The sequence below is a fragment of the Micromonospora chokoriensis genome, from assembly GCF_000718555.1.
GTDB classification, from domain to species: Bacteria; Actinomycetota; Actinomycetes; order Mycobacteriales; family Micromonosporaceae; genus Micromonospora; species Micromonospora chokoriensis_B.
The window spans coordinates 17,302-34,876 of the sequence record NZ_JOAN01000018.1 but is presented as its reverse complement, the minus strand read 5'-3'; the positions used below and the strand labels follow the sequence as shown (position 1 = coordinate 34,876).

General features: G+C 71.8%; 15 protein-coding genes. 4 read left to right on the top strand and 11 right to left on the bottom strand.

The window, feature by feature from the left end; all coding sequences use genetic code 11:
* Positions 1 to 57 precede the first annotated feature (57 nt).
* The 9 genes from IF46_RS0123445 to IF46_RS0123405 all read right to left on the bottom strand — a co-directional run bounded on the left by IF46_RS0123445 (position 58) and on the right by IF46_RS0123405 (position 11,407).
* Positions 58 to 3,126, bottom strand: a complete 3,069-nt coding sequence (locus IF46_RS0123445) for a S8 family serine peptidase (RefSeq protein WP_030490524.1) — start codon at positions 3,124 to 3,126, stop codon at positions 58 to 60.
* A 301-nt stretch (positions 3,127 to 3,427) separates the two neighbouring features.
* The gene (locus IF46_RS0123440) at positions 3,428 to 4,648 is read right to left on the bottom strand and encodes a hypothetical protein (RefSeq protein WP_030490523.1); all 1,221 of its coding nucleotides are present in this window, start codon (positions 4,646 to 4,648) and stop codon (positions 3,428 to 3,430) included.
* Positions 4,641 to 5,444: a sugar phosphate isomerase/epimerase family protein gene (locus IF46_RS0123435; RefSeq protein ID WP_030490522.1), complete on the bottom strand. Its 804-nt coding sequence runs from the start codon at positions 5,442 to 5,444 to the stop codon at positions 4,641 to 4,643. Before IF46_RS0123435 ends, IF46_RS0123440 begins: the two co-directional genes overlap by 8 nt.
* A complete protein-coding gene (locus IF46_RS0123430; RefSeq protein ID WP_030490521.1) occupies positions 5,441 to 6,592 on the bottom strand; it encodes a dihydrodipicolinate synthase family protein in 1,152 nt (383 codons plus the stop codon). The genes IF46_RS0123435 and IF46_RS0123430 overlap by 4 nt, the downstream gene beginning before the upstream one ends.
* Entirely contained in the window at positions 6,589 to 7,740 is a 1,152-nt protein-coding gene (locus IF46_RS0123425) for a Gfo/Idh/MocA family protein (protein WP_030490520.1), read from the bottom strand. The genes IF46_RS0123430 and IF46_RS0123425 overlap by 4 nt, the downstream gene beginning before the upstream one ends.
* 39 nt (positions 7,741 to 7,779) lie before the next feature.
* Positions 7,780 to 8,535 (bottom strand): ABC transporter ATP-binding protein, encoded by a 756-nt coding sequence (locus IF46_RS0123420; RefSeq protein ID WP_420063588.1) that lies wholly within the window; start codon positions 8,533 to 8,535, stop codon positions 7,780 to 7,782.
* Between the two features lie 43 nt (positions 8,536 to 8,578).
* Positions 8,579 to 9,583, bottom strand: coding sequence for an ABC transporter substrate-binding protein (locus IF46_RS0123415; protein WP_030490518.1), 1,005 nt, complete (start codon positions 9,581 to 9,583; stop codon positions 8,579 to 8,581).
* 22 nt (positions 9,584 to 9,605) lie between these two features.
* Positions 9,606 to 10,559, bottom strand: a complete 954-nt coding sequence (locus IF46_RS0123410) for an ABC transporter permease (protein WP_030490517.1) — start codon at positions 10,557 to 10,559, stop codon at positions 9,606 to 9,608.
* Between the two features lie 128 nt (positions 10,560 to 10,687).
* Positions 10,688 to 11,407 carry a cupin domain-containing protein gene (locus IF46_RS0123405; RefSeq protein ID WP_030490516.1) on the bottom strand — a complete coding sequence of 240 codons (720 nt, stop codon included), beginning with the start codon at positions 11,405 to 11,407 and terminating at the stop codon, positions 10,688 to 10,690.
* A 93-nt stretch (positions 11,408 to 11,500) separates the two neighbouring features.
* On the opposite strand from IF46_RS0123405, the gene IF46_RS0123400 reads away from it, so the two are divergent.
* From IF46_RS0123400 to IF46_RS0123390, 3 genes are read left to right on the top strand one after another with little or no spacing between them, the layout of a single operon-like run.
* Positions 11,501 to 12,574 carry a LacI family DNA-binding transcriptional regulator gene (locus tag IF46_RS0123400; protein ID WP_030490515.1) on the top strand — a complete coding sequence of 358 codons (1,074 nt, stop codon included), beginning with the start codon at positions 11,501 to 11,503 and terminating at the stop codon, positions 12,572 to 12,574.
* The gene (locus IF46_RS0123395; RefSeq protein WP_030490514.1) at positions 12,571 to 13,593 is read left to right on the top strand and encodes a phosphotransferase family protein; all 1,023 of its coding nucleotides are present in this window, start codon (positions 12,571 to 12,573) and stop codon (positions 13,591 to 13,593) included. The genes IF46_RS0123400 and IF46_RS0123395 overlap by 4 nt, the downstream gene beginning before the upstream one ends.
* Positions 13,594 to 13,632: 39 nt before the next feature.
* Positions 13,633 to 14,118, top strand: a complete 486-nt coding sequence (locus tag IF46_RS0123390; protein WP_030490513.1) for a GNAT family N-acetyltransferase — start codon at positions 13,633 to 13,635, stop codon at positions 14,116 to 14,118.
* 78 nt (positions 14,119 to 14,196) lie between these two features.
* Here IF46_RS0123390 and IF46_RS0123385 read toward each other — a convergent pair whose 3' ends face one another.
* Positions 14,197 to 15,486 carry an MFS transporter gene (locus IF46_RS0123385; protein WP_030490512.1) on the bottom strand — a complete coding sequence of 430 codons (1,290 nt, stop codon included), beginning with the start codon at positions 15,484 to 15,486 and terminating at the stop codon, positions 14,197 to 14,199.
* Between the two features lie 69 nt (positions 15,487 to 15,555).
* Positions 15,556 to 16,455 carry a LysR family transcriptional regulator gene (locus IF46_RS0123380; protein ID WP_030490511.1) on the bottom strand — a complete coding sequence of 300 codons (900 nt, stop codon included), beginning with the start codon at positions 16,453 to 16,455 and terminating at the stop codon, positions 15,556 to 15,558.
* A 157-nt stretch (positions 16,456 to 16,612) separates the two neighbouring features.
* Here IF46_RS0123380 and IF46_RS0123375 point away from each other — a divergent pair, with 157 nt between their 5' ends.
* Positions 16,613 to 17,551: an SDR family NAD(P)-dependent oxidoreductase gene (locus tag IF46_RS0123375; protein WP_030490510.1), complete on the top strand. Its 939-nt coding sequence runs from the start codon at positions 16,613 to 16,615 to the stop codon at positions 17,549 to 17,551.
* Positions 17,552 to 17,575: the final 24 nt, after the last annotated feature.

The following is a 17,575-nucleotide window of genomic DNA, read 5'->3' as shown; positions in this document are numbered from 1 at the left end:
GGTGGTTCCGGGTGTGGGGCGGTGCACATCGGCACCGCCCCACACCCGGTTGAACGGTTACTGCCAGGAACTCTGTTGGGTGTAGACGAGGTTGCCGGGGACCACCGTGCCGTTGGTGCGGTACTCGGTGTACGCCCAGAATTCGCCCTCGGCCAGCGGCTTCTTCGGCTTCAACGTGAAGTTGAAGCCCTGACCGCGCTCCGAGGTGGCGGGCAGCGTCAGGGTCGCACCCGAGTACTTGGCATTGCGACCGATGATGGCGTGACGCAGTTCGAAGTCGACGACCGGACCACCGGGCATCTGAGCGAACACGTAGGCGGTATAGCGCCCCGGCTCGGGCAGGAACTTGTACGCCTGCTCCGAACTGGTCCAGAACCTGTCACTGCTGTAGACGAGGGTGTCGCCCTTGTACAGGTAAAGGTCGAGGTTCGTGTTCGGGTCGTCGGTGTTGGCTTCGACGACGATGCCGGCGGTGTCCGCCGGCACGGTGAAGTCAACCTTCTTCACGCCGGATGCCTTCGGGTCGAACACCCCGCCGTAGACGCCGGCCGGGATCGAGTACGACTCCCGCTGCATCGGCGTGTAACCGGTGCTGCGGCCGGTGAGCGGCCCGGTGAAGCCCGGTTGGACCAGACCGAAGGCACCGTTGGCCATCCGGCCGAACTCCTCCCCGTCGTCACCGTACGGCCGGGCGGTGATCCCCCACGGACGGGCGGCGACCGGGATCCGGGCGGTGTGGGTCCTGCCGTGCCAGCTGATCGATCCGGTCACGTACCGGTCCCAGGGGGCGCTGCCCCGACGCACGGTGATGGTCACCGTCGCGGACTTGCCGGGTGCCAGCGTCACCGACGCTGGCGACACGGTGACCTTCATGCCGGGCAGGCCGAAGACCGACGAACGGTAGGTTTCCCGCGCATTGCCCACGTTGGTCAGGGTGCGGGTGAGGGTCACCGGGCGGGTGCCGTCGTACTCCCGCAGTGAGATGGCCGGCAGGTTGAGTTCCTTGCCGTCGGGCTCGGCCGCCTCGCTGAAGGCGACCAGTTCCGCCGCGGTCGGCTCGATGACCAGTCCCGGGTCGGTGGCCCCGGCCAGGTTGATGAAGCCGCTGCCCTGGTCCAGGGGACTGCTGGTGCCAACGGTGTCGGTGGCGGTCGTCCGCAGCGCCGAGGCGATCCTGCCCGGCGACCAGTCCGGATGCGTGGCATGCAGGATCGCTGCCGCGCCGGCCACGTACGGCGACGCCATCGAGGTGCCCGAGTACGCGTCGTACTGCCGTCCGAAGTTACCAGCCGGTGAAACCGCGGCGATGATGTCCGACCCCGGAGCGACCAGGTCCGGCTTGAAGACGCCGAAGGTCACCTTGTCCGGGCCGGTGGAGGAGAAGTCGGCGACGCTGGGTACGCCCGGGACGCTGGAACCGTCACCGCCGGTGCGCACGGACGCCGTCGCGTCGGTCCGGTGGCGCATCAGGTAGTTGAATAGCTGGCCGGCCTGCTTCTCGGTCGGCAAGTAGACCACCGGGAAGTTGTAGATGGAGTTGACCCGGTAGTTGCCGACCGGGTCGAACAGCACCATGGCCGCCCCACCCTTCTCCTTCACCTCGCTGGCAGAAGCGAAGGTGTCGGACAGCGCGCAGGCAACCACCTTGCCCTTGATCTTGGCGGGGTCGAGGCTGCCCGGCTCGCAGTACACCGCGCCCAGGTCCGGCGATCCGGCCTGGTCGCCGAAGACCATCGGCCGTGCGTCGCCGCCGGGCAACGCGTCCAGTGAGCCGCCGACAAGCTTCGTGCCGTCACCGAGCTTGATGGTCGCCTCGTCGAGGTTCGTCACCGCCGCGCCGACCGTGGTGACCCAGGGCGCCGCGTTGCTGATCGCTCCGCTCACGATGCCGGTGTTGCCGGCTGACGCCGCCACGAACACCCCGGACAGGGTGGCGTTGAGGAAGGCGATGCCGATGGGCGTGTTCGCCTCCCAGTCGCCGAGCTGCGAACCGATCGAGAAGTTGATCACCTGCACGCCGTCAGCGACGGCCGAGTCGATGCCGGCGATGATGTCGGCGTCGTAACCCATGCCACCCCAGAGCACCTTGTAGACGGCGATCTGAGCATCCGGCGCCACGCCGGAGACGGGACCGAAGCGGCGACCGTCGATTGTGACGTTCGAGATCGGCAAGCCGGCCGCCGTGGAGGCGGTGTGGGTGCCGTGCCCGGCCGCGTCGCGGGGGGACAGGAACTCACCCTCCGGCACCGAGCCACCGCCGGCGAGCCACGAGTCGGCGAAGTACCGGGCTCCGACGATCTTGCCGTTGCAGTGCTCGGCCACGAAGGCCACCCCGGTCTGGCAGGTGCCGTGCCAGGTCGCGGGAGCGGGCATCTTCTTGTCGAACGACGCGCTCTCCGGCCAGATGCCGGTGTCCAGGACGCCGATCACCATGCCAGCGCCGGTGCTGGGGCTGGGCTTGGTCGGCCGGCCGGTGCGGTCCGTCGACGCCGACTGGTCCGCCCCGGCGGGGGCGGCGGGCGTCTGGGTGGCGGGCACCGTGGTCGCGGCGGGCGGCGTAGTGGGCGTGCCGAGCGCCTGCGACGCGGTGACGGCGCGGACCCGCTTGTCCGCCCGCAGGGTGGTCGCCTGTTGGGCGGTCAGTTTCGCCGAGAAACCGTTGAACGCGGTGGTGTAGACCGCGTTGACTTTGACCCCGGCCGCCGCGGCGACAGCGGTCCGCTGCGCGTCGAGGTGCCGACGGTACGCCTGCGACGACGCCGAGGTCACGTCGAGCCGGTTGCCCGCCGCCGGGCGGGTCCGGGCCAGACCGGACACCCCACCGGTGTACGTGGTCAGCGGGTCTTCGGCCAGTTCGACGACGTACACGCCGGAACCGTTCTCGTCCACTGCGGTCTTCGGGGTGGCCGCGCGGTGGCCGCCGGGCCGGCGGTCGGCCCCGTCGGTCAGGGTGACCTTCTCCTCGGACCCGGCGGTGAAGTAACCGGCGCCGCTGCCGTTACCCGCTGACCCTGCGGGTGCCGCCGACGCCGTTCCCGCCACACCGGTGGTGCCGGTGACCAGGGCGAAGACCAGCGTCGGTATCGCTAGTCTTCGCAGTCTGTTCCCGCTCGTGCCTGTAGCCACGAGACTCCTCTCAGTTGCTCCCTTGTGGAGCTCTTCATCGATCGCGACCCGCTCATGGGAGCGCTCCCCCACCTAAGCCGCCGATGGTTAATCGATGGTTCGCACTGTGTTACGGATCGCCGGTGCGTATAAGATCACGTTCTGCCGGCCACGCCTAGATCAAGTTTTCCCGATGCCACGAGAGCAGGGTGAACGCTCCGGTCAGGCCAGGCCGAGCAGCGGCACGACGCCGACCTCGGCGAGACAGGATCGAGCAGCACCCACACCCCGACCATCGCCGGATCCGCGAGGTGGCAGCCATTCAGGCGTGGTCAGTCGCCGATGAACCACAGATAGAGGTGTGTTCCCCGCCCCCGCGCCTACCTGATCCGGCACCACGCCGCCAGAGCACGGTGCACGCCCCGGCGAGGGCCAACCCGAGCAGCGGGGCGACGCCCACCCCGGCGAGCGTGCAGGCCACCGCGAGCAGCGCTGGCGGCATCCAACACCAGGCGGGCACGGTACGCGGCACACGACCGCGCCGACGGGCCGCCGCCTCCACGGCCATCGGCACCACCAGCACCGGCAACGCGGCGGCCAGCAGGGTCAGCCAGGGCAGCACCAGACGGTCGAACCGCGCCACCGCCAGCAGCCCGCCGAGCACCGCGACGAGAAGCATCGCCGCCCGCGCCGGCACCCGGGGGGTCAAGCCACGCAGCGCCAAGGAGCCGGAGTACGTGGTGGTCAGCGCCGCCGCGAAGACCGCCACCGCGACGAACAGATTCGCGTACGCGGCCAGCCCCGAGCCGGCGGCGAGCAGTGCGACCACGTCGGCCGACCCGGTACGCAGCCACAGGCCGGCCCCGGCGAGCACCCCGAGCAGCGCCGGGCCGACCAGCAGCCCCACGCACCAGGCCAGGTCCCGCCGTCGGGCCAGGCCGACGCTGAAGTCCGGTGCGCGCAGCGCGAACACGGCCGCGTACCCGATCAGGGCAGCGGCGTCGGCGAGCCCGCCGCCGACCAGGCGGACCGGCGCGCCGGGCGGTGGCAGCACCATCAGGCACCAGCCGACCAGCACCACCGCGCTGAGCGTGGTGACCACCGCGACCCGGTTGCCGAGTCGGGCCGGGGCCCAGGAGACGGCGAGGACCGCCACCTCCAGCAGCACCGGCCCGGCCCAGCCCGGCAGGTGGGTCAGCGCGGCCAGGGAGGCCCCGCCGAGCCCGACGTTGAAGCCGTTCCAACCGACCATCGACACGGCCAGCACCGCCGCCAGCAGCAGCCGCGAGGTGTCCCCCAGGTACGCGGGCAGCACCGCGGTCAGCGTCCCGCCGTCGCCGAGCGGCCGGCGCAGACCGATCCGGCCCTGCCCCCAGAGCAGGGCCGCCATCAGCGCGCCGCCGACCAGCAGCCCGGCCACCGGCACCGCGCCGCCGTGCCGGGCGGCCATCGCCGCGCCGAGTACCAGCGTGGCGGGTGCCGTACCGATGCCAAGCCAGGCGCCGACCGCAGACGGCCAGCGCCGTTCGGGCAGCTCAGACAACGTGGCGTAGGTAGCCGGCGATCGCCGCGTCGAGCACCTCCACGCCCGGCCGCGCCCACACCTCGGCGTTGAAGACCTCCACCTCGATCGGGCCGACGTAGCCCGCCGCGTCGACCGCCTCGCGTAGCCGGCGCAGCTCGATGCACCCGTCGCCGGGCAGCGCGCGGCCCAGCAGCACCCCCTCCGGCAGCGGGGTCACCCAGTCGCAGACCTGGAACGCGGCGATCCGGGCGGCGGCACGCGCGATCTGCGCGTACACCGTGTCGTCCCACCACACGTGATACGCGTCCACGACCACGCCTACCACTCCTGCGTCGAACCGCTCGGCGATGTCCAGCGCCTGGCCAAGGGTGGCGATCACGCACCGGTCGGCGGCGAACATCGGGTGCAGCGGCTCGATGGCCAGTCGTACCCCGGCGGCCTCGGCGTGCAGGGCCAGCTCGCCGATCGCGTCGGCGACCCGACGCCGGGCGCCGTCGATGTCCCGGTTGCCGGCCGGCAGCCCACCGGAGACCAGCACCAACTCCGGGGCCCCGAGGGCGGCGGCCTCCTCGATGGCCCGCAGGTTCGCTACCCGCCAGTCGTCGGCGGAGAAGAACCCGCCGCGGCACAACGACGTGACGGTGAGGCCGGCGTCGCGGACCAGCTTCGCCGCGCGGGCCAACCCGTACTCGGCCACCGGCTCGCGCCACAACCCGATGCCCGGCACACCGGCCGCCACGCACCCGGCCACCACGTCGGGCAGCGGCCAGCGCTGGGCGGTGGCCTGGTTGAACGAAAAGCGCGCGAGGCTCATTGCGCCACCCCGGCCACGGTGAAGAAGGCTCGGGCACGGGCGGCGGCCAGGTCGGCGTCGGGCAGCAGCCCCGCCGTGTCGGCCAGGGTGAGCAGGGTGGCCAGGTGCGCCGGGGACCGGCCGGACTGCGCGCCGCCGACCATCGTGAAGTGGTCCTGGTGCCCGGCCAGCCAGGCCAGGAACACGATCCCCGTCTTGTAGTGCCAGGTCGGGGCCGCGAACAGGTGCCGGGCCAGCGGCACGGTCGGCGCGAAGATCGCGTCGTACGTCGTCTGGTCTCCCTGGTCCAGGGCGGCCAGCGCGGCGGCGGCGGCCGGCGCGATGGCCGCGAACACCCCGAGCAGCGCGTCGGAGTGGCCCACCTCGTCACCCCGAATCAGCTCCGGGTAGTGGAAGTCGTCACCGGTGTAGAGGCGTACCCCGGCCGGTAGGCGGCGGCGCAACGCGATCTCTCGACCGGCGTCCAGTAACGACACCTTGATGCCATCCACTCGGGACTGGTGCGCCTTGATCAGCTCGATGACCGTGTCGGCCGCGAGGTCCAGGTCGACGGCACCCCAGTAGCCGGTCAACGCCGGGTCGAACATCGACCCCAGCCAGTGCAGCACCACCGGCTCGTCGGCGGCGCTGAGCAGCTCGTCGTACACCCGCAGGTAGTCCTCCGGGCCACGGGCGGCGGCCGCCAGGTGCCGGCTGCACATCAGCACCGGCCGGGCGCCGGCCGCGCGCACGTCGTCGAGCTGCTGGGCGTACGCGGCGGTGACCGCTGTCAGGGTGGCCGGACCGGCCGGCAGCTGGTCGGTGCCGACCCCGGCGACGATCCGCCCGCCCATCGCGCGGGCCTCGGCGGCGCTGCGCCGGATCAGCTCCCGGGTGGCCGGGTAGTCCAGCCCCATCCCCCGCTGGGCGGTGTCCATCGCCTCGGCGACCCCCAGCCCGTACGACCAGAGGTGCCGTCGGAAGGCCAGGGTGGTGTCCCAGTCCACCGCCGCCGGGGCACCCGGCACGTTCTCCGCGCGTGGATCGGCGACCACGTGCGCGGCGGCGTACGCGATCCGGCTGGTCGCCGGCGCGTCCGGCCGGGCGAAGGTGCCACCCCCGGCGAGCCGGTATCGCCGACCGCCGGGCAGCACCACCTCGACGGTCATGAGTTCAGCTCCGGCACCTCGACACGGCTGCCCTCGCGGGCCGAGCGCAGGCCCAACTCGGCGAGCTGCACCCCGCGCGCGCCGGCCAGGAAGTCCCACCGGAACGGCTCGCCGGCCACCACGTGCCGCAGGTACGCCTCCCACTGCACCTTGAAGCCGTTGTCGAACTCCTCGTTGTCGGGCACCTCGGCCCACTGGGCGCGGAAGTCCTCGGTGACCGGCAGGTCGGGGTTCCACACCGGCTTCGGAGTGACCGCCCGGTGCTGCACTCGGCAGTTACGCAGGCCGGCGATGGCGCTGCCCTCGACGCCGTCGACCTGGAACTCCACCAGCTCATCGCGGTACACCCGCACGGTCCAGGACGAGTTGATCTGCGCGATCACCCCGCCGTCGAGTTCGAAGACGGCGTACGCGGCGTCGTCGGCCGTGGCCGCGTACGGGTGACCGGCCTCGTCGACCCGCTCGGGCATGTGGGTGGCGATCACGCAGGAGACGGCCGTGACCCGACCGAACAGCTCCTCCAGCACGTAGTGCCAGTGCGGGAACATGTCGACCACAATGCCGCCGCCGTCCTCGACCCGGTAGTTCCACGACGGCCGTTGAGCGGGCTGCCAGTCGCCCTCGAAGACCCAGTAGCCGAACTCGCCGCGCACCGAGATGATCCGGCCGAAGAAGCCGCCGTCGATGAGCCGCTTGAGCTTGCGCAGACCGGGCAGGAAGAGCTTGTCCTGCACGACGCCGGTGCGTACCCCGGCCGCGTCCGCCGCCCGGGCCAGGTCGAGCGCCGCCGCGGTCTCCTCGGCCAGGGGCTTCTCCGTGTAGATGTGCTTGCCGGCCTCGATGGCCTGCCGGATCGCCTTCTCCCGCTGCTGGGTGACCTGCGCGTCGAAGTAGATCTCGACGTCGTCGCGGGCCAGCGCCGAGGTCAGGTCGGTGGTCCAGTCGGTCAGCCCGTGCCGCTCGGCGATCTCCCGGAGTTTCGTCTCGCTACGCCCGACCAGGACCGGTTCCGGCCAGATGGTCGTGCCGTCGGCCAAGGCCACCCCACCGGATTCGCGGATGGCCAGCAGCGAGCGGACGAGGTGCTGCCGGTAGCCCATCCGTCCGGTCACGCCGTTGACGATGATGCCGATCGACCTGCGGGTCATGGGTGTTCCTTCCGTCGTGCTGGTCGTGCCGATCCGTGCTCAGTGGTTGGCGGCCGCGCTGCCGAGCAACCCACGCAGATCGGTGGCGAGCCGGTCGAAGCGGGGATCCGACATCACAGACGCGTAGTCGCGGTGCGCCGGCAGCTCGACCGGGAAGGTGCGGATGATCCGGCCGGGCCGGGGACTCATCACCACGACCCGGGTGCCGAGGAAGACCGCCTCGGCGATGGAGTGGGTGACCAGCACCACGGTGGTGCCGGTCTCCCGCCAGATCCGGTGCAGCTCGGCGTTCATCTGCTCCCGGGTCAGCGCGTCCAGGGCGCCGAACGGCTCGTCCATGAGCAGCACCGGTGGGGAGTGCAGCAGCGCGCGGCAGAGCGCCACCCGCTGCTGCATGCCGCCGGACAGCTCGTGTGGCAGCGCCTTCTCGAAGCCGGTCAGGCCGGTCATCTCGATCAGCTCGTCCGCGCGGCGGGCCGCCTTCGCCCGGTCCATGCCACGCATCTCGGCCTGGAGCAAAATGTTGGCCCGAGCGCCGCGCCACTCGAGCAGCGCGGCCTTCTGGAAGACGAAGCCGATCTCCTTCTGTGGGCCGCGCACCGGCCGCTCCAGCAGCGACACCGCGCCGCTGGTCGGCGTGACCAACCCGGCGACGATCTTCAGCAGAGTGGACTTGCCACAGCCGGACGGGCCGACAATCGTGACGAACTCCCCGGGCTCGATGTCCAGCGACACGTCGTCCAGCGCGGTGGTCTGCGACCGACGGGTGGTGAACCGGACGGTCAGCCCGGACATCCCGATGGCGGTGCCGGTGGCTGCCGGCGCGGTGCTCACCGGGTCACCCCTGCGCCGCGTACGAGGAGTCCCAGTACGCGCTGGGCGCCCCCGGGTCCTTCAGCTCCGCGTAGCGGGACATCAGGTCGATGGTCTCGGTCCACTGGGCCTCGGTGTTCACCCCGGGCGGGCCTTCCGCGCCGATCAGCGGCATGTTGAGCGTGAGCTGCTTGGTGAGCACCTCGGGCGCTGGCTCGTTCTCGGCCAGGGCCACCATGGCGCTCACCGCGCCGGCCGGGTCGCGGGCGGCGTCGGCCCAGGACTTCTGGGTCGCCCGGACGAACTTGCGGACCAGCTCCGGGTCCTTCTGCAGGGTCTGGGTGTTGGCGATCAGGCCGGTGCCGAGCAGGTTCATCCCGTAGTCGGCGAAGAGCAGCACGTCGACCTTCTTGCCGGTCTTGCTCTCGATGGTGGGCGCCTGGTCGTGGAAGAAGCCCATGATGGCGTCGACCCTGCCCTCGGTCAGGGCGGCGATCTTGCCGGCGGCGTCCACGTTGACCACCTTGACGTCGTCCTTCTTGAGACCGTTCTTCTCCAACCAGGCCGGGAAGGTCGCGTAGAGGGCGTCGCCGGGGGTGCCGCCGACGGTCTTGCCCTTGAGGTCGGCCGGTGTCTTGATGTTCTTCTCGGTGAAGAACTCCACCGAGGAGGGCCCCTTCTCCAGGTACGCCCCGAGGCTGCGGACCGGCATCCCGCTGGCCACCGACTTGAGCAGCACCGGGCTGTCGGCCCAACCGAAGTCGGTCTGTTTCTGGGCGACCTGCTTGACCGTGTTGCCCGAGCCGTTGCCGGGCAGGATCTTCAGCTCGATGCCCTCGGCGGAGTAGTAGCCCTTCTGCAGGCCGTAGTAGAAGGGGGCGTGCTCGCCGTAGGGCACCCAGTTGAGGGTGAGGGTTACCTGCTTGCTGCCGTCGGCGTTGGTGCTGCCGGCGGGGTCGTCCCCACCGCAGCCGGTGGTGGCCAGGAGCAGGGCGGCGGTGGCCAGGATGGTGGTGGCGGTGCGTTTCATCGGTGCCTCCGTGATGGGTCGGTCAGGAGGTGGTGAGGGACACGCCGGCCCGGCGGCTGGCGTGCCACGGGATGAGCAGTGCCTCGGCGATCTCGACCAGGACGAACAGGACGATGCCGATGGCGGACATCAGGATCAGGTCGGCGAAGAGCAGCGGGGCGTCGAGGTTGCCGTTGGCCAGCAACAGGACGTAGCCGAGCCCTTCGCTGGCGCCGACGAACTCGCCGACCACGGCACCGACCACCGCGAGGGTGACGGCCACCTTCAGGCCGGCCATCAGGTGCGGCAACGCGTTCGGAAAACGGATCTTGCGGAAGGTGCGCCACGGCCCGGCCCCCATCGTGGCGGCGAGGTCGAGCAGCTCCGGGTCGGTGGAGCGCAGCCCGGCCACCCCGGAGATGACCACCGGGAAGAACGCGATGAGCACTGCCAGGATGATCTTCGGGGTGAGGCCGAGGCCGAACCAGACCACCAGCAGCGGCGCGATGGCGATCTTCGGGATGACCTGTGCGAACAGGACGATCGGGTAGAGCGCCTTGTCCAGGGTGCGGGAGTAGGCGATGGCGACCGCGGTGGCGAGGCCCAGCGCGGCGGCCAGCACGAAGCCGAGCACCGTCTCGTAGAGGGTGACCAGGGTATGCCGGGCCAGCTCGGACCACTGCTCGGTCATCGTCTCCCAGACCTGGGCGGGTGTGGGCACCAGGTAGTTCGGGACGTACCCCCGGGCTGCCACGAACCACCAGGCGGCGAAGAAGACCGCGAGCACCAACCCCGGGCGCCAGAGCGAGTCGGCGAAGGCCACCGCCCGGCGACCGAGCGTCGGTCGTGGTGAACGGCCACCGCCGCCGGGTGCCGAGCCGACCATCGTGGACGGAGGCGAACTGTCGACGCGAGCCGGCGCGGCCGAGGAATCGGCACCGCTCTGCGCGTCGGCGGTGGCCTGCCGACCCGCCGTGTCCAGAGAGTTCTCGGTCACGCGGAACCTCCTCGGGGCCCGGCACGGCACCCGTGGACCGGGCCGGTCGGCGGATCAGGCAAACGCTTTCCTTGCACCGTAGGGGGCACTTTCGCCCTGGGCAAGGGCTTTCCTCGATGTATTCGCGCTCAGCCGGCGGCCGGGTAGGTGTCGAGCAGGCCGCACATGCCCAACCGGCCACGCTCGACCGGCCCGGCGACCGCGTACACCCCGGCGTCGCCCAGGTGCCCCGGATCTCCCCGCTGCAGGGCGTCGAGCTGCGCGGCGGTGTCGGCGGCGGCACGGCCCGCGCCGGCCTCCCACCGCTGCCGCCACCGGGCCAGCAACGGCTGGCGCAGCGCGATCGCGGCGGCGTGGAAATCGGCCAGCGCCGAAGGCCCGCCGGCTCGCAGCGCCTGGAAGCCGCTCACCGCCAGATCCCGCCTGCGGTACGCGGCGTGCACGTCAGCGCCCGGCGCTCCCCCGTCGGGCAGCGCCGCCGCGGCGGCGTACGCGGCCGGGTCGGCCAGCACCTCGGGCGGAAAGGTCAGCACGGCGTCACCGGCCTCGGGCAGGCCGCTGTTCTGCATGAGCACCACGATGCTCAGCCCACCGGCGTTGACCAGGCGGTGCACGGTGCCCGGCTCGAACCAGACCACCACGCCCGGCCGCAGCGGCGTCTCCCGGAAGCCGGCGGTGGTCAGGGTCTGCACCGTGCCCTCGCCGTCGGTCACCACGTACCCCTCGGTGCAGCACAGGTGCACGTGCGGGGTGCCGCCGACCAGGCCGTCCGAGGCGACGGTGTCGTAGACGCGTAGTCGGGACACCCCGATCCCGCCGGGCAGCGGTGCGGCGAAGCGGTCGGACACGGCCGGGCCTCCCTGCGGGAAAGGGCTTTCTCTGCGGTACGGTGACGCTAGCCGGCACGACGAAACGTCGTCAACAGATCGAGGGGGCGGGCCATGGCGACCCTGTCCGATGTGGCCCGCCGGGCGGGCGTCTCACCCGCCACCGCCTCCCGCGTCATCAACGGCAGCAGCAAGCCGGTCACCGACGAGCTGCGCGAGCGGGTGCTCGCCGCCGTCGCCGAGTTGCAGTACGTGCCGAACGCCCACGCCCAACTACTGGCCCGCTCGCACCGCAGCGCGGTCGGCGTGATCGTGCACGACGTCTCCGACCCGTACTTCGCCGAGATCACTCGTGGCCTGCAACGCGTCGCCACCGACCAGGGCCGACTGCTGATGATCTGCAACAGCTACCGGGACCCGGACCGCGAGTTGGAGTACGTGGAGCTGCTGCGCGGCCACCAGGTGGCGGCGCTGATCCTCGCCGGCTCGGGCTACCACGACGAGGCGTTCACCCGGCAGCTCAACGAGAAGCTCACCGCGTACGAGGCCACCGGCGGGCGGGTGGCGGTGATCGGCCGGCACGAGCACTCCGGCGACGCGGTGATGCCGGACAATCGGACCGGGGGCTACCTCGCCGGGCGGGAGCTGTGCGCTCTGGGGCACCGGGCGATCGGCGTGGTCGCCGGCCCGCGCATCCTGACCACCACGACCGACCGGCTGGCCGGCCTCCGGCAGGCCCTCGCCGAGCAGGGCCGCGAGCTGCCCGAACGGCGCATCCGGTACGCGGAGTTCGACCGCGACGGCGGCGCCGAGGCCACCGCCCGACTGCTCGACGCGGACCCGGACCTGACCGCGATCGTGGCGCTCAACGACTCGATGGCCATCGGCGCGCTCGCTACCCTGCGCACGAGAGGGCTGGCCGTGCCGCAGCAGATCTCGGTGCTGGGCTTCGACGACATGCCGATCGCCCGGGACGTGACCCCGGCGCTGACCACCGTGCGACTGCCCCTTGTCGACATGGGTGTGCGGGCGATGTCCCTGGTGCTCGGCGTCGGGGCCCCGACGCCCCGGGTCGAGGTGCTCCCGGCCGAGCTGGTCCGCCGCGACACCGCCGGTCCCGTCCCACGGTCCACCCGCGCCACCGTCGGTTCCGCGCCACGCGCACGGCGAGGTGACGCCGCGTCGTGACCGGCGCCAGCCCGACCCAACGGCCCCTCACCAGCGCCGAGGTGGCGTACCTGGTCGGTGCGTCGTTCGGGCCGCAGACCCGGGTCCGGGACGCCGGTCCGCTGGCCGGTGGCGGTTACGCGACGGTCTGGTGGGCGCTTCTCGACGACGACCGCCGGGTGGTGCTGAAGCTGGCCCCGCCGGCCGGAACGCCGCTGCTGCGCTACGAGCAAGGGCTCTGCGCCGCCGAGGAGCGGTACTTCCGGCTCGTCGCCCAGCGGGCACCGCAGGTGCCCGTCCCGCCGGTGCTGCGACACGGCACCGACCCGGCGTACGGCGAGTGGTTGGTCACCGCGATGCTGCCCGGCCGGTCGCTGTCCGACCTGGCCGAGGCCGGTGTCGCGGTCGACGACGGCCCGGTGCGCTACGACCTCGGGGTGGCTCTCGCCGCGTTGCACCGGGTGACCGGTGACCGGTTCGGGTACGACGGCGAGCGGGCCGCCGGGGCGACCTGGCGGGCGGCGTTCACGGCGATGCTCGACGCGCTCCTCGCCGACGCCGCCGACTGGAACGTCCGGCTGCCGGTCACCCCGGAGCACCTGCGCGCGCTGGTGCGGCGGCACGCCGACGTGCTCGACGAGGTACGCCGCCCGGCGCTGCTGCACTTCGACTGCTGGGACGGCAACGTGCTGGCCGCTCCCGACGCGGACGGCCGGCTGCGGCTCTGTGGCCTGGTGGACGGCGAACGGTTCCTCTACGGCGACCCGCTACTGGACCTGGTCTCGCCGCTGCTCTTCCGGCGTGTCGAGGACGAGCCGGAGCACCCGCTGCTGCGCGGCTACCGGGCCGCCACCGTCGATCCGCTGGTGCTGGACGCTTCGGCACGCCGCCGGCTCGCCCTCTACCGGTTGCACCTGTACCTGCTGATGACGGTGGAGATGCCCAGCCGCGGCATGACCGCACAGACACATCCTGGGCGGCACGCCCGGCTGGCGGCCCTACTCGACGAGGAGCTCACCACGCTCGGCTCCCGCGGATAACGCATTGTCCGGGGCTCGTCCGGGGCTTAACCTCCCCCAGTGCTGATTCGGGAGTTCGTCGACCAGGACTGGTCGCAGGTGTGGCCGATCATCGAGGAGGTGATCCGGGCACAGGAGACGTTCGTCTACGACCCGGCGATGACCGCCGAGCAGTCGTACGGCATGTGGGTCGAGGCGGCGCCGGGGCGGACCGTCGTGGCGGTCGACGGCGAGCGGGTGCTCGGCACCGCGAAGATGGGCCCCAACCGGCCCGGGCCAGGCGCGCACATCTCCACCGCGAGCTTCATGGTCGCCGCCGACGCCCGGGGCCGGGGCGTGGGCACCGCGCTGTGCCGCGACGCGCTGACCTGGGCCCGCCAGCAGGGGTACGCCGGCATGCAGTTCAACGCCGTGGCGGAAGGCAACCGGTCGGCGGTGGAGTTGTACCTGCGGGAGGGCTTCACGATGGTCGGCACCGTGCCGGGCGCGTTCCAGCACCCCACCCTCGGCCGGGTCGGCCTGCACGTCATGTACCTGGAGTTCTGACCGAGCCGATCCGCCCGGGGCAGGATGCCATGGCATTCCCACCGCCTGAATCGTCTACGACATCAGCTCCATTGCGTCTCAACCACCAACGGTGCCGCCGGCCGGGGCCGCACGCATTCCGGGCTGTGCAGCGGCTGGCTCCGCACCAGCGCGGCGGACCGGGGTGAACAGACCCCCGATCGCGACCAGCAGGCAGCCAGCGCCCGCCGCAAGCGTCACCACCGACGTGCCGTGCCGGCCGGCGGCCCAGGTCAGCACGACAGCGCCGGCCGGGCCGAGGGCGTAGTGCGTGCTCCAGAACGCCGAGGTGACCCGGCCCAGCAGGTGATCGGGAGTGATCTCCTGGCGTAGCGACATCGAACAGATCCCACCGACGCTGAGACAGCAGAGGTATACCGCGGTCAGCGCGGTGACCGCCGGCACGGTCGTGGCGATGCCGACGCCCGCCACCGCGAAACCGCAGATCGCGTGCGCGCCGATCCAGGTCGCGCCGAAGCCGCGACGGCGACGCAGCGGTGCCACCAGCAACGCTCCGGCGACCGTGCCCAACGCCGCCAGGCCGAGCACCGTGCCGACGGTGCCCTCGGAGCCGCCGAGGTCGTGCGTGACGTGGTAGATCAGCACGTCGATGAAGCCGTAGGTGAGAAAGATGAAGACCGACAGCAGGACGGTCAGCGCGCGCAGCACAGGCTGTCGCCACAGGAACCGTGCCCCGGCCAGGAATTCGGCCAGCGGGCGTTGCCGGGGGGTAACGGCGTCGAGATCGACCTGGACGGGACGCAGTCTGATCAGCCACAGGCCGGCCGCGGAGAGCGCGAAGCTTCCCGCGTTGACGGCGATGGCGGTCGCCGGGCCGAAGCGGGCCGCCACCACACCGGCGAGCAGCGGCCCGAGGACGGCCGCCGCCGCGTACGTCGCCTGCAACCGGCCGTTGGCCTCGGTGATCCGGTCACGGTCGACGAGGTTGCGGACCGCGGTCACGGCGGCGACCTGGAACACCATGCCGGCCGCCTCACAGATCGGCAGCACGACGAAGAGCAACCAGACCTGCGCGCCGGCGAGCCACGCCAGTGGCACCAGGCTGTAGAGCACCAGCCGGGTCAGGTCCGCCACGATCATCAGCGTGCGACGGTCGTACCGGTCGACCAGCACCCCGCCGAAGACACCGGCGACGACGGATGCCGCACCCGCGACGGCGGTGAGCAGGCCCATCTGTGCCACCGACCCGGTCGCCTGGAGCACCAGCAGCGGCACCGCCAGGTAGGCGAACGAGTCGCCGGCCGCCGAAAGCGACTGGGCAATCCAGTACGTGCCGAAGGTGCGGTCCCGCCAGAGCGGAGCCCGACCGGTGGCGGCAGATCGGCTCATCGCGCCAAGGGTAGTGAACGCGGCCGTCCGACGCTGGCCGTGGCTGGATCAGCATCCACCACGTCGCCGTCAGCCGGTGCTGGTGAGGTCGGTCGTCGCCGCGAGTTCCGTGACCACGTCCAGGAGCCGGTGCAGCGCGGGTGCCGTGTTGCCCGCCAACCACACCATCTCGGTGTGCGCGTAGGCGCCAGTCAGCGGGACGAACACCACGCCGCTGCGCCGAAGGCTGGCCGCCGAGCAGGCGAGCCGGGTGACGCCGAGCCCGGCGGCGACCAGGCCGAGGAGGCTCTGCACGCCGGCCTCCTCCTGAACGATGGTCGGTGCGAAGCCCGCTTCCCGGAACTGGTCCTCGTAGGCGCGGTGCCAGGGTTCCCAGGAGCTGCGCGGCGTCATGACCCACGGTTCGTTCGCCAGATCGGCGAGCGTCAACTCGTCGCGCCCGGCGAGCGGGTGGCCCTCGGGCAGCACCGCGCAGACCGGTTCGGTCGTCAGTCTCCTGGACTCCAGGCCGCCAACCAGCGGGGTCCGGGTGAAGGCGACGTCGAACTGCCCGCCGAGGACGCCCTGGACCAGCGGCGCGATGCTTGTGGACTCGGTAGCCAGGTGCAGGTCGGGGAGGTGGTGGCGCACCGCCCGGACCACCGGGGGTAGGAGGTGGTTGGCGACGGTGGTCAGGAATGCGAGCCGGAGGGTGCCGACCTCGCCCCGCAGGGCTCGTCCTACGACGGCGGCGGCCTGCTCGGCGCGGTCCGTCACGGCGCGCGCCTCGGGCACGAACAGGGTGCCGATGTCGGTGAGGGTGGTGCCGCGGCTGTCGCGGTCGAACAGCTTTACCCCGAGGGCGCGTTCCAGGGCGGTGATCTGCTGCGACAGCGACTGCTGGGCGATCATCAGGCGGGCGGCGGCCCGGGTGAAGCTCAGCTCCTCCGCGAGGACCAGGAAGTAGCGCAGTTGTCGCAGCTCAGGCATGGCCACAGGCACAGACTGTAGCCACGCCAGGAAGAGCGTGTTGGCGGTCCGCGCAGACCTCCGCGCACGATCGTTGCGGAGGGCGGTGCCGGCACACCGTACGCCTGTACGGCGAGCCGGCGCGGCCACGTGAGACAACCACCGAAAGAAGTCAATCATGGCTGAAACACGCGTCACCACGCCGTTCAACGGCCGTTCCACCGCCGCCGACGTCGTGGCCGGTATCGATCTGACCGGGCAGCGCGCCATCGTCACCGGCGCCTCGTCGGGCATTGGGGTGGAGACCGCTCGGGCGCTCGCCGAGGCGGGCGCCGAGGTGACCCTGGCGGTACGGGATGTGCGGGCCGGAGAACGGACCGCGCGGGAGATCGGCACCGGGGCCGCGACCCGCTTGATCCGGGTCGCCCCGTTGGACCTGTCCGACCAGCGCTCGGTCGCCGCTTTCGTGGCCGCCTGGGCTGGCCCCCTGCACATCCTGGTCAACAACGCCGGGGTGTCGGCGACGCCCGAGATGCGGACCGCGCAGGGCTGGGAGTTGCAGTTCGCCACCAACCACCTCGGCCACTTCGCACTCGCCAACGGGCTGCACCGGGCGCTCGCCGGGGCCGGTCGGGCCCGCGTGGTGTCACTGAGTTCCATCGCCCACGTTTCCGCCCCGATGGTCTTCGAGGACGTCAACTTCCGGGCACGCCCCTATGACCGTCTCCTGGCGTACGGGGAGTCGAAGACCGCCACCGCGCTGTTCGCGGTCGAGGCGAACCGGCGCTGGGCCGGCGACGGCATCACCGTCAACGTGGCCAACCCCGGCGCGGTCGCCACCAACCTCGGACGGCACCTCACCGAGGAGGACTACGCGAACCTTCCGGCGTTCGACTTCAAGACCCCGCAGCAGGGGGCCGCGACCTCAGTGCTGCTCGCCGCCGCGCCGCAGCTGGAGGGCATCGGCGGCCGGTACTTCGAGGACTGCGAGCAGGCGGTGCGTCACCGCCCGGAGACGCCGCTGCGAGGCGTCGCCGACCACGCGATCGACCCCGCGGCGGCGGCGCGACTGTGGCAGCTCTCGCTGGACCTGCTCACCGGTGCCGAGAGTGCCTGAACACCCGGAAACGGCCGGCGGGGT

What these genes read in the sequence shown, in the direction of transcription:
- IF46_RS0123415 (WP_030490518.1), bottom strand. Translation starts at nt 9,583, where the DNA reads ATGAAACGCACCGCCACCACCATCCTGGCCACCGCCGCCCTGCTCCTG.
- IF46_RS0123420 (WP_420063588.1), bottom strand. Translation starts at nt 8,535, where the DNA reads ATGTCCGGGCTGACCGTCCGGTTCACCACCCGTCGGTCGCAGACCACC.
- IF46_RS0123425 (WP_030490520.1), bottom strand. Translation starts at nt 7,740, where the DNA reads ATGACCCGCAGGTCGATCGGCATCATCGTCAACGGCGTGACCGGACGG.
- IF46_RS0123375 (WP_030490510.1), top strand. Translation starts at nt 16,613, where the DNA reads ATGGCTGAAACACGCGTCACCACGCCGTTCAACGGCCGTTCCACCGCC.
- IF46_RS0123400 (WP_030490515.1), top strand. Translation starts at nt 11,501, where the DNA reads ATGGCGACCCTGTCCGATGTGGCCCGCCGGGCGGGCGTCTCACCCGCC.
- IF46_RS0123380 (WP_030490511.1), bottom strand. Translation starts at nt 16,455, where the DNA reads ATGCCTGAGCTGCGACAACTGCGCTACTTCCTGGTCCTCGCGGAGGAG.
- IF46_RS0123430 (WP_030490521.1), bottom strand. Translation starts at nt 6,592, where the DNA reads ATGACCGTCGAGGTGGTGCTGCCCGGCGGTCGGCGATACCGGCTCGCC.
- IF46_RS0123385 (WP_030490512.1), bottom strand. Translation starts at nt 15,486, where the DNA reads ATGAGCCGATCTGCCGCCACCGGTCGGGCTCCGCTCTGGCGGGACCGC.
- IF46_RS0123435 (WP_030490522.1), bottom strand. Translation starts at nt 5,444, where the DNA reads ATGAGCCTCGCGCGCTTTTCGTTCAACCAGGCCACCGCCCAGCGCTGG.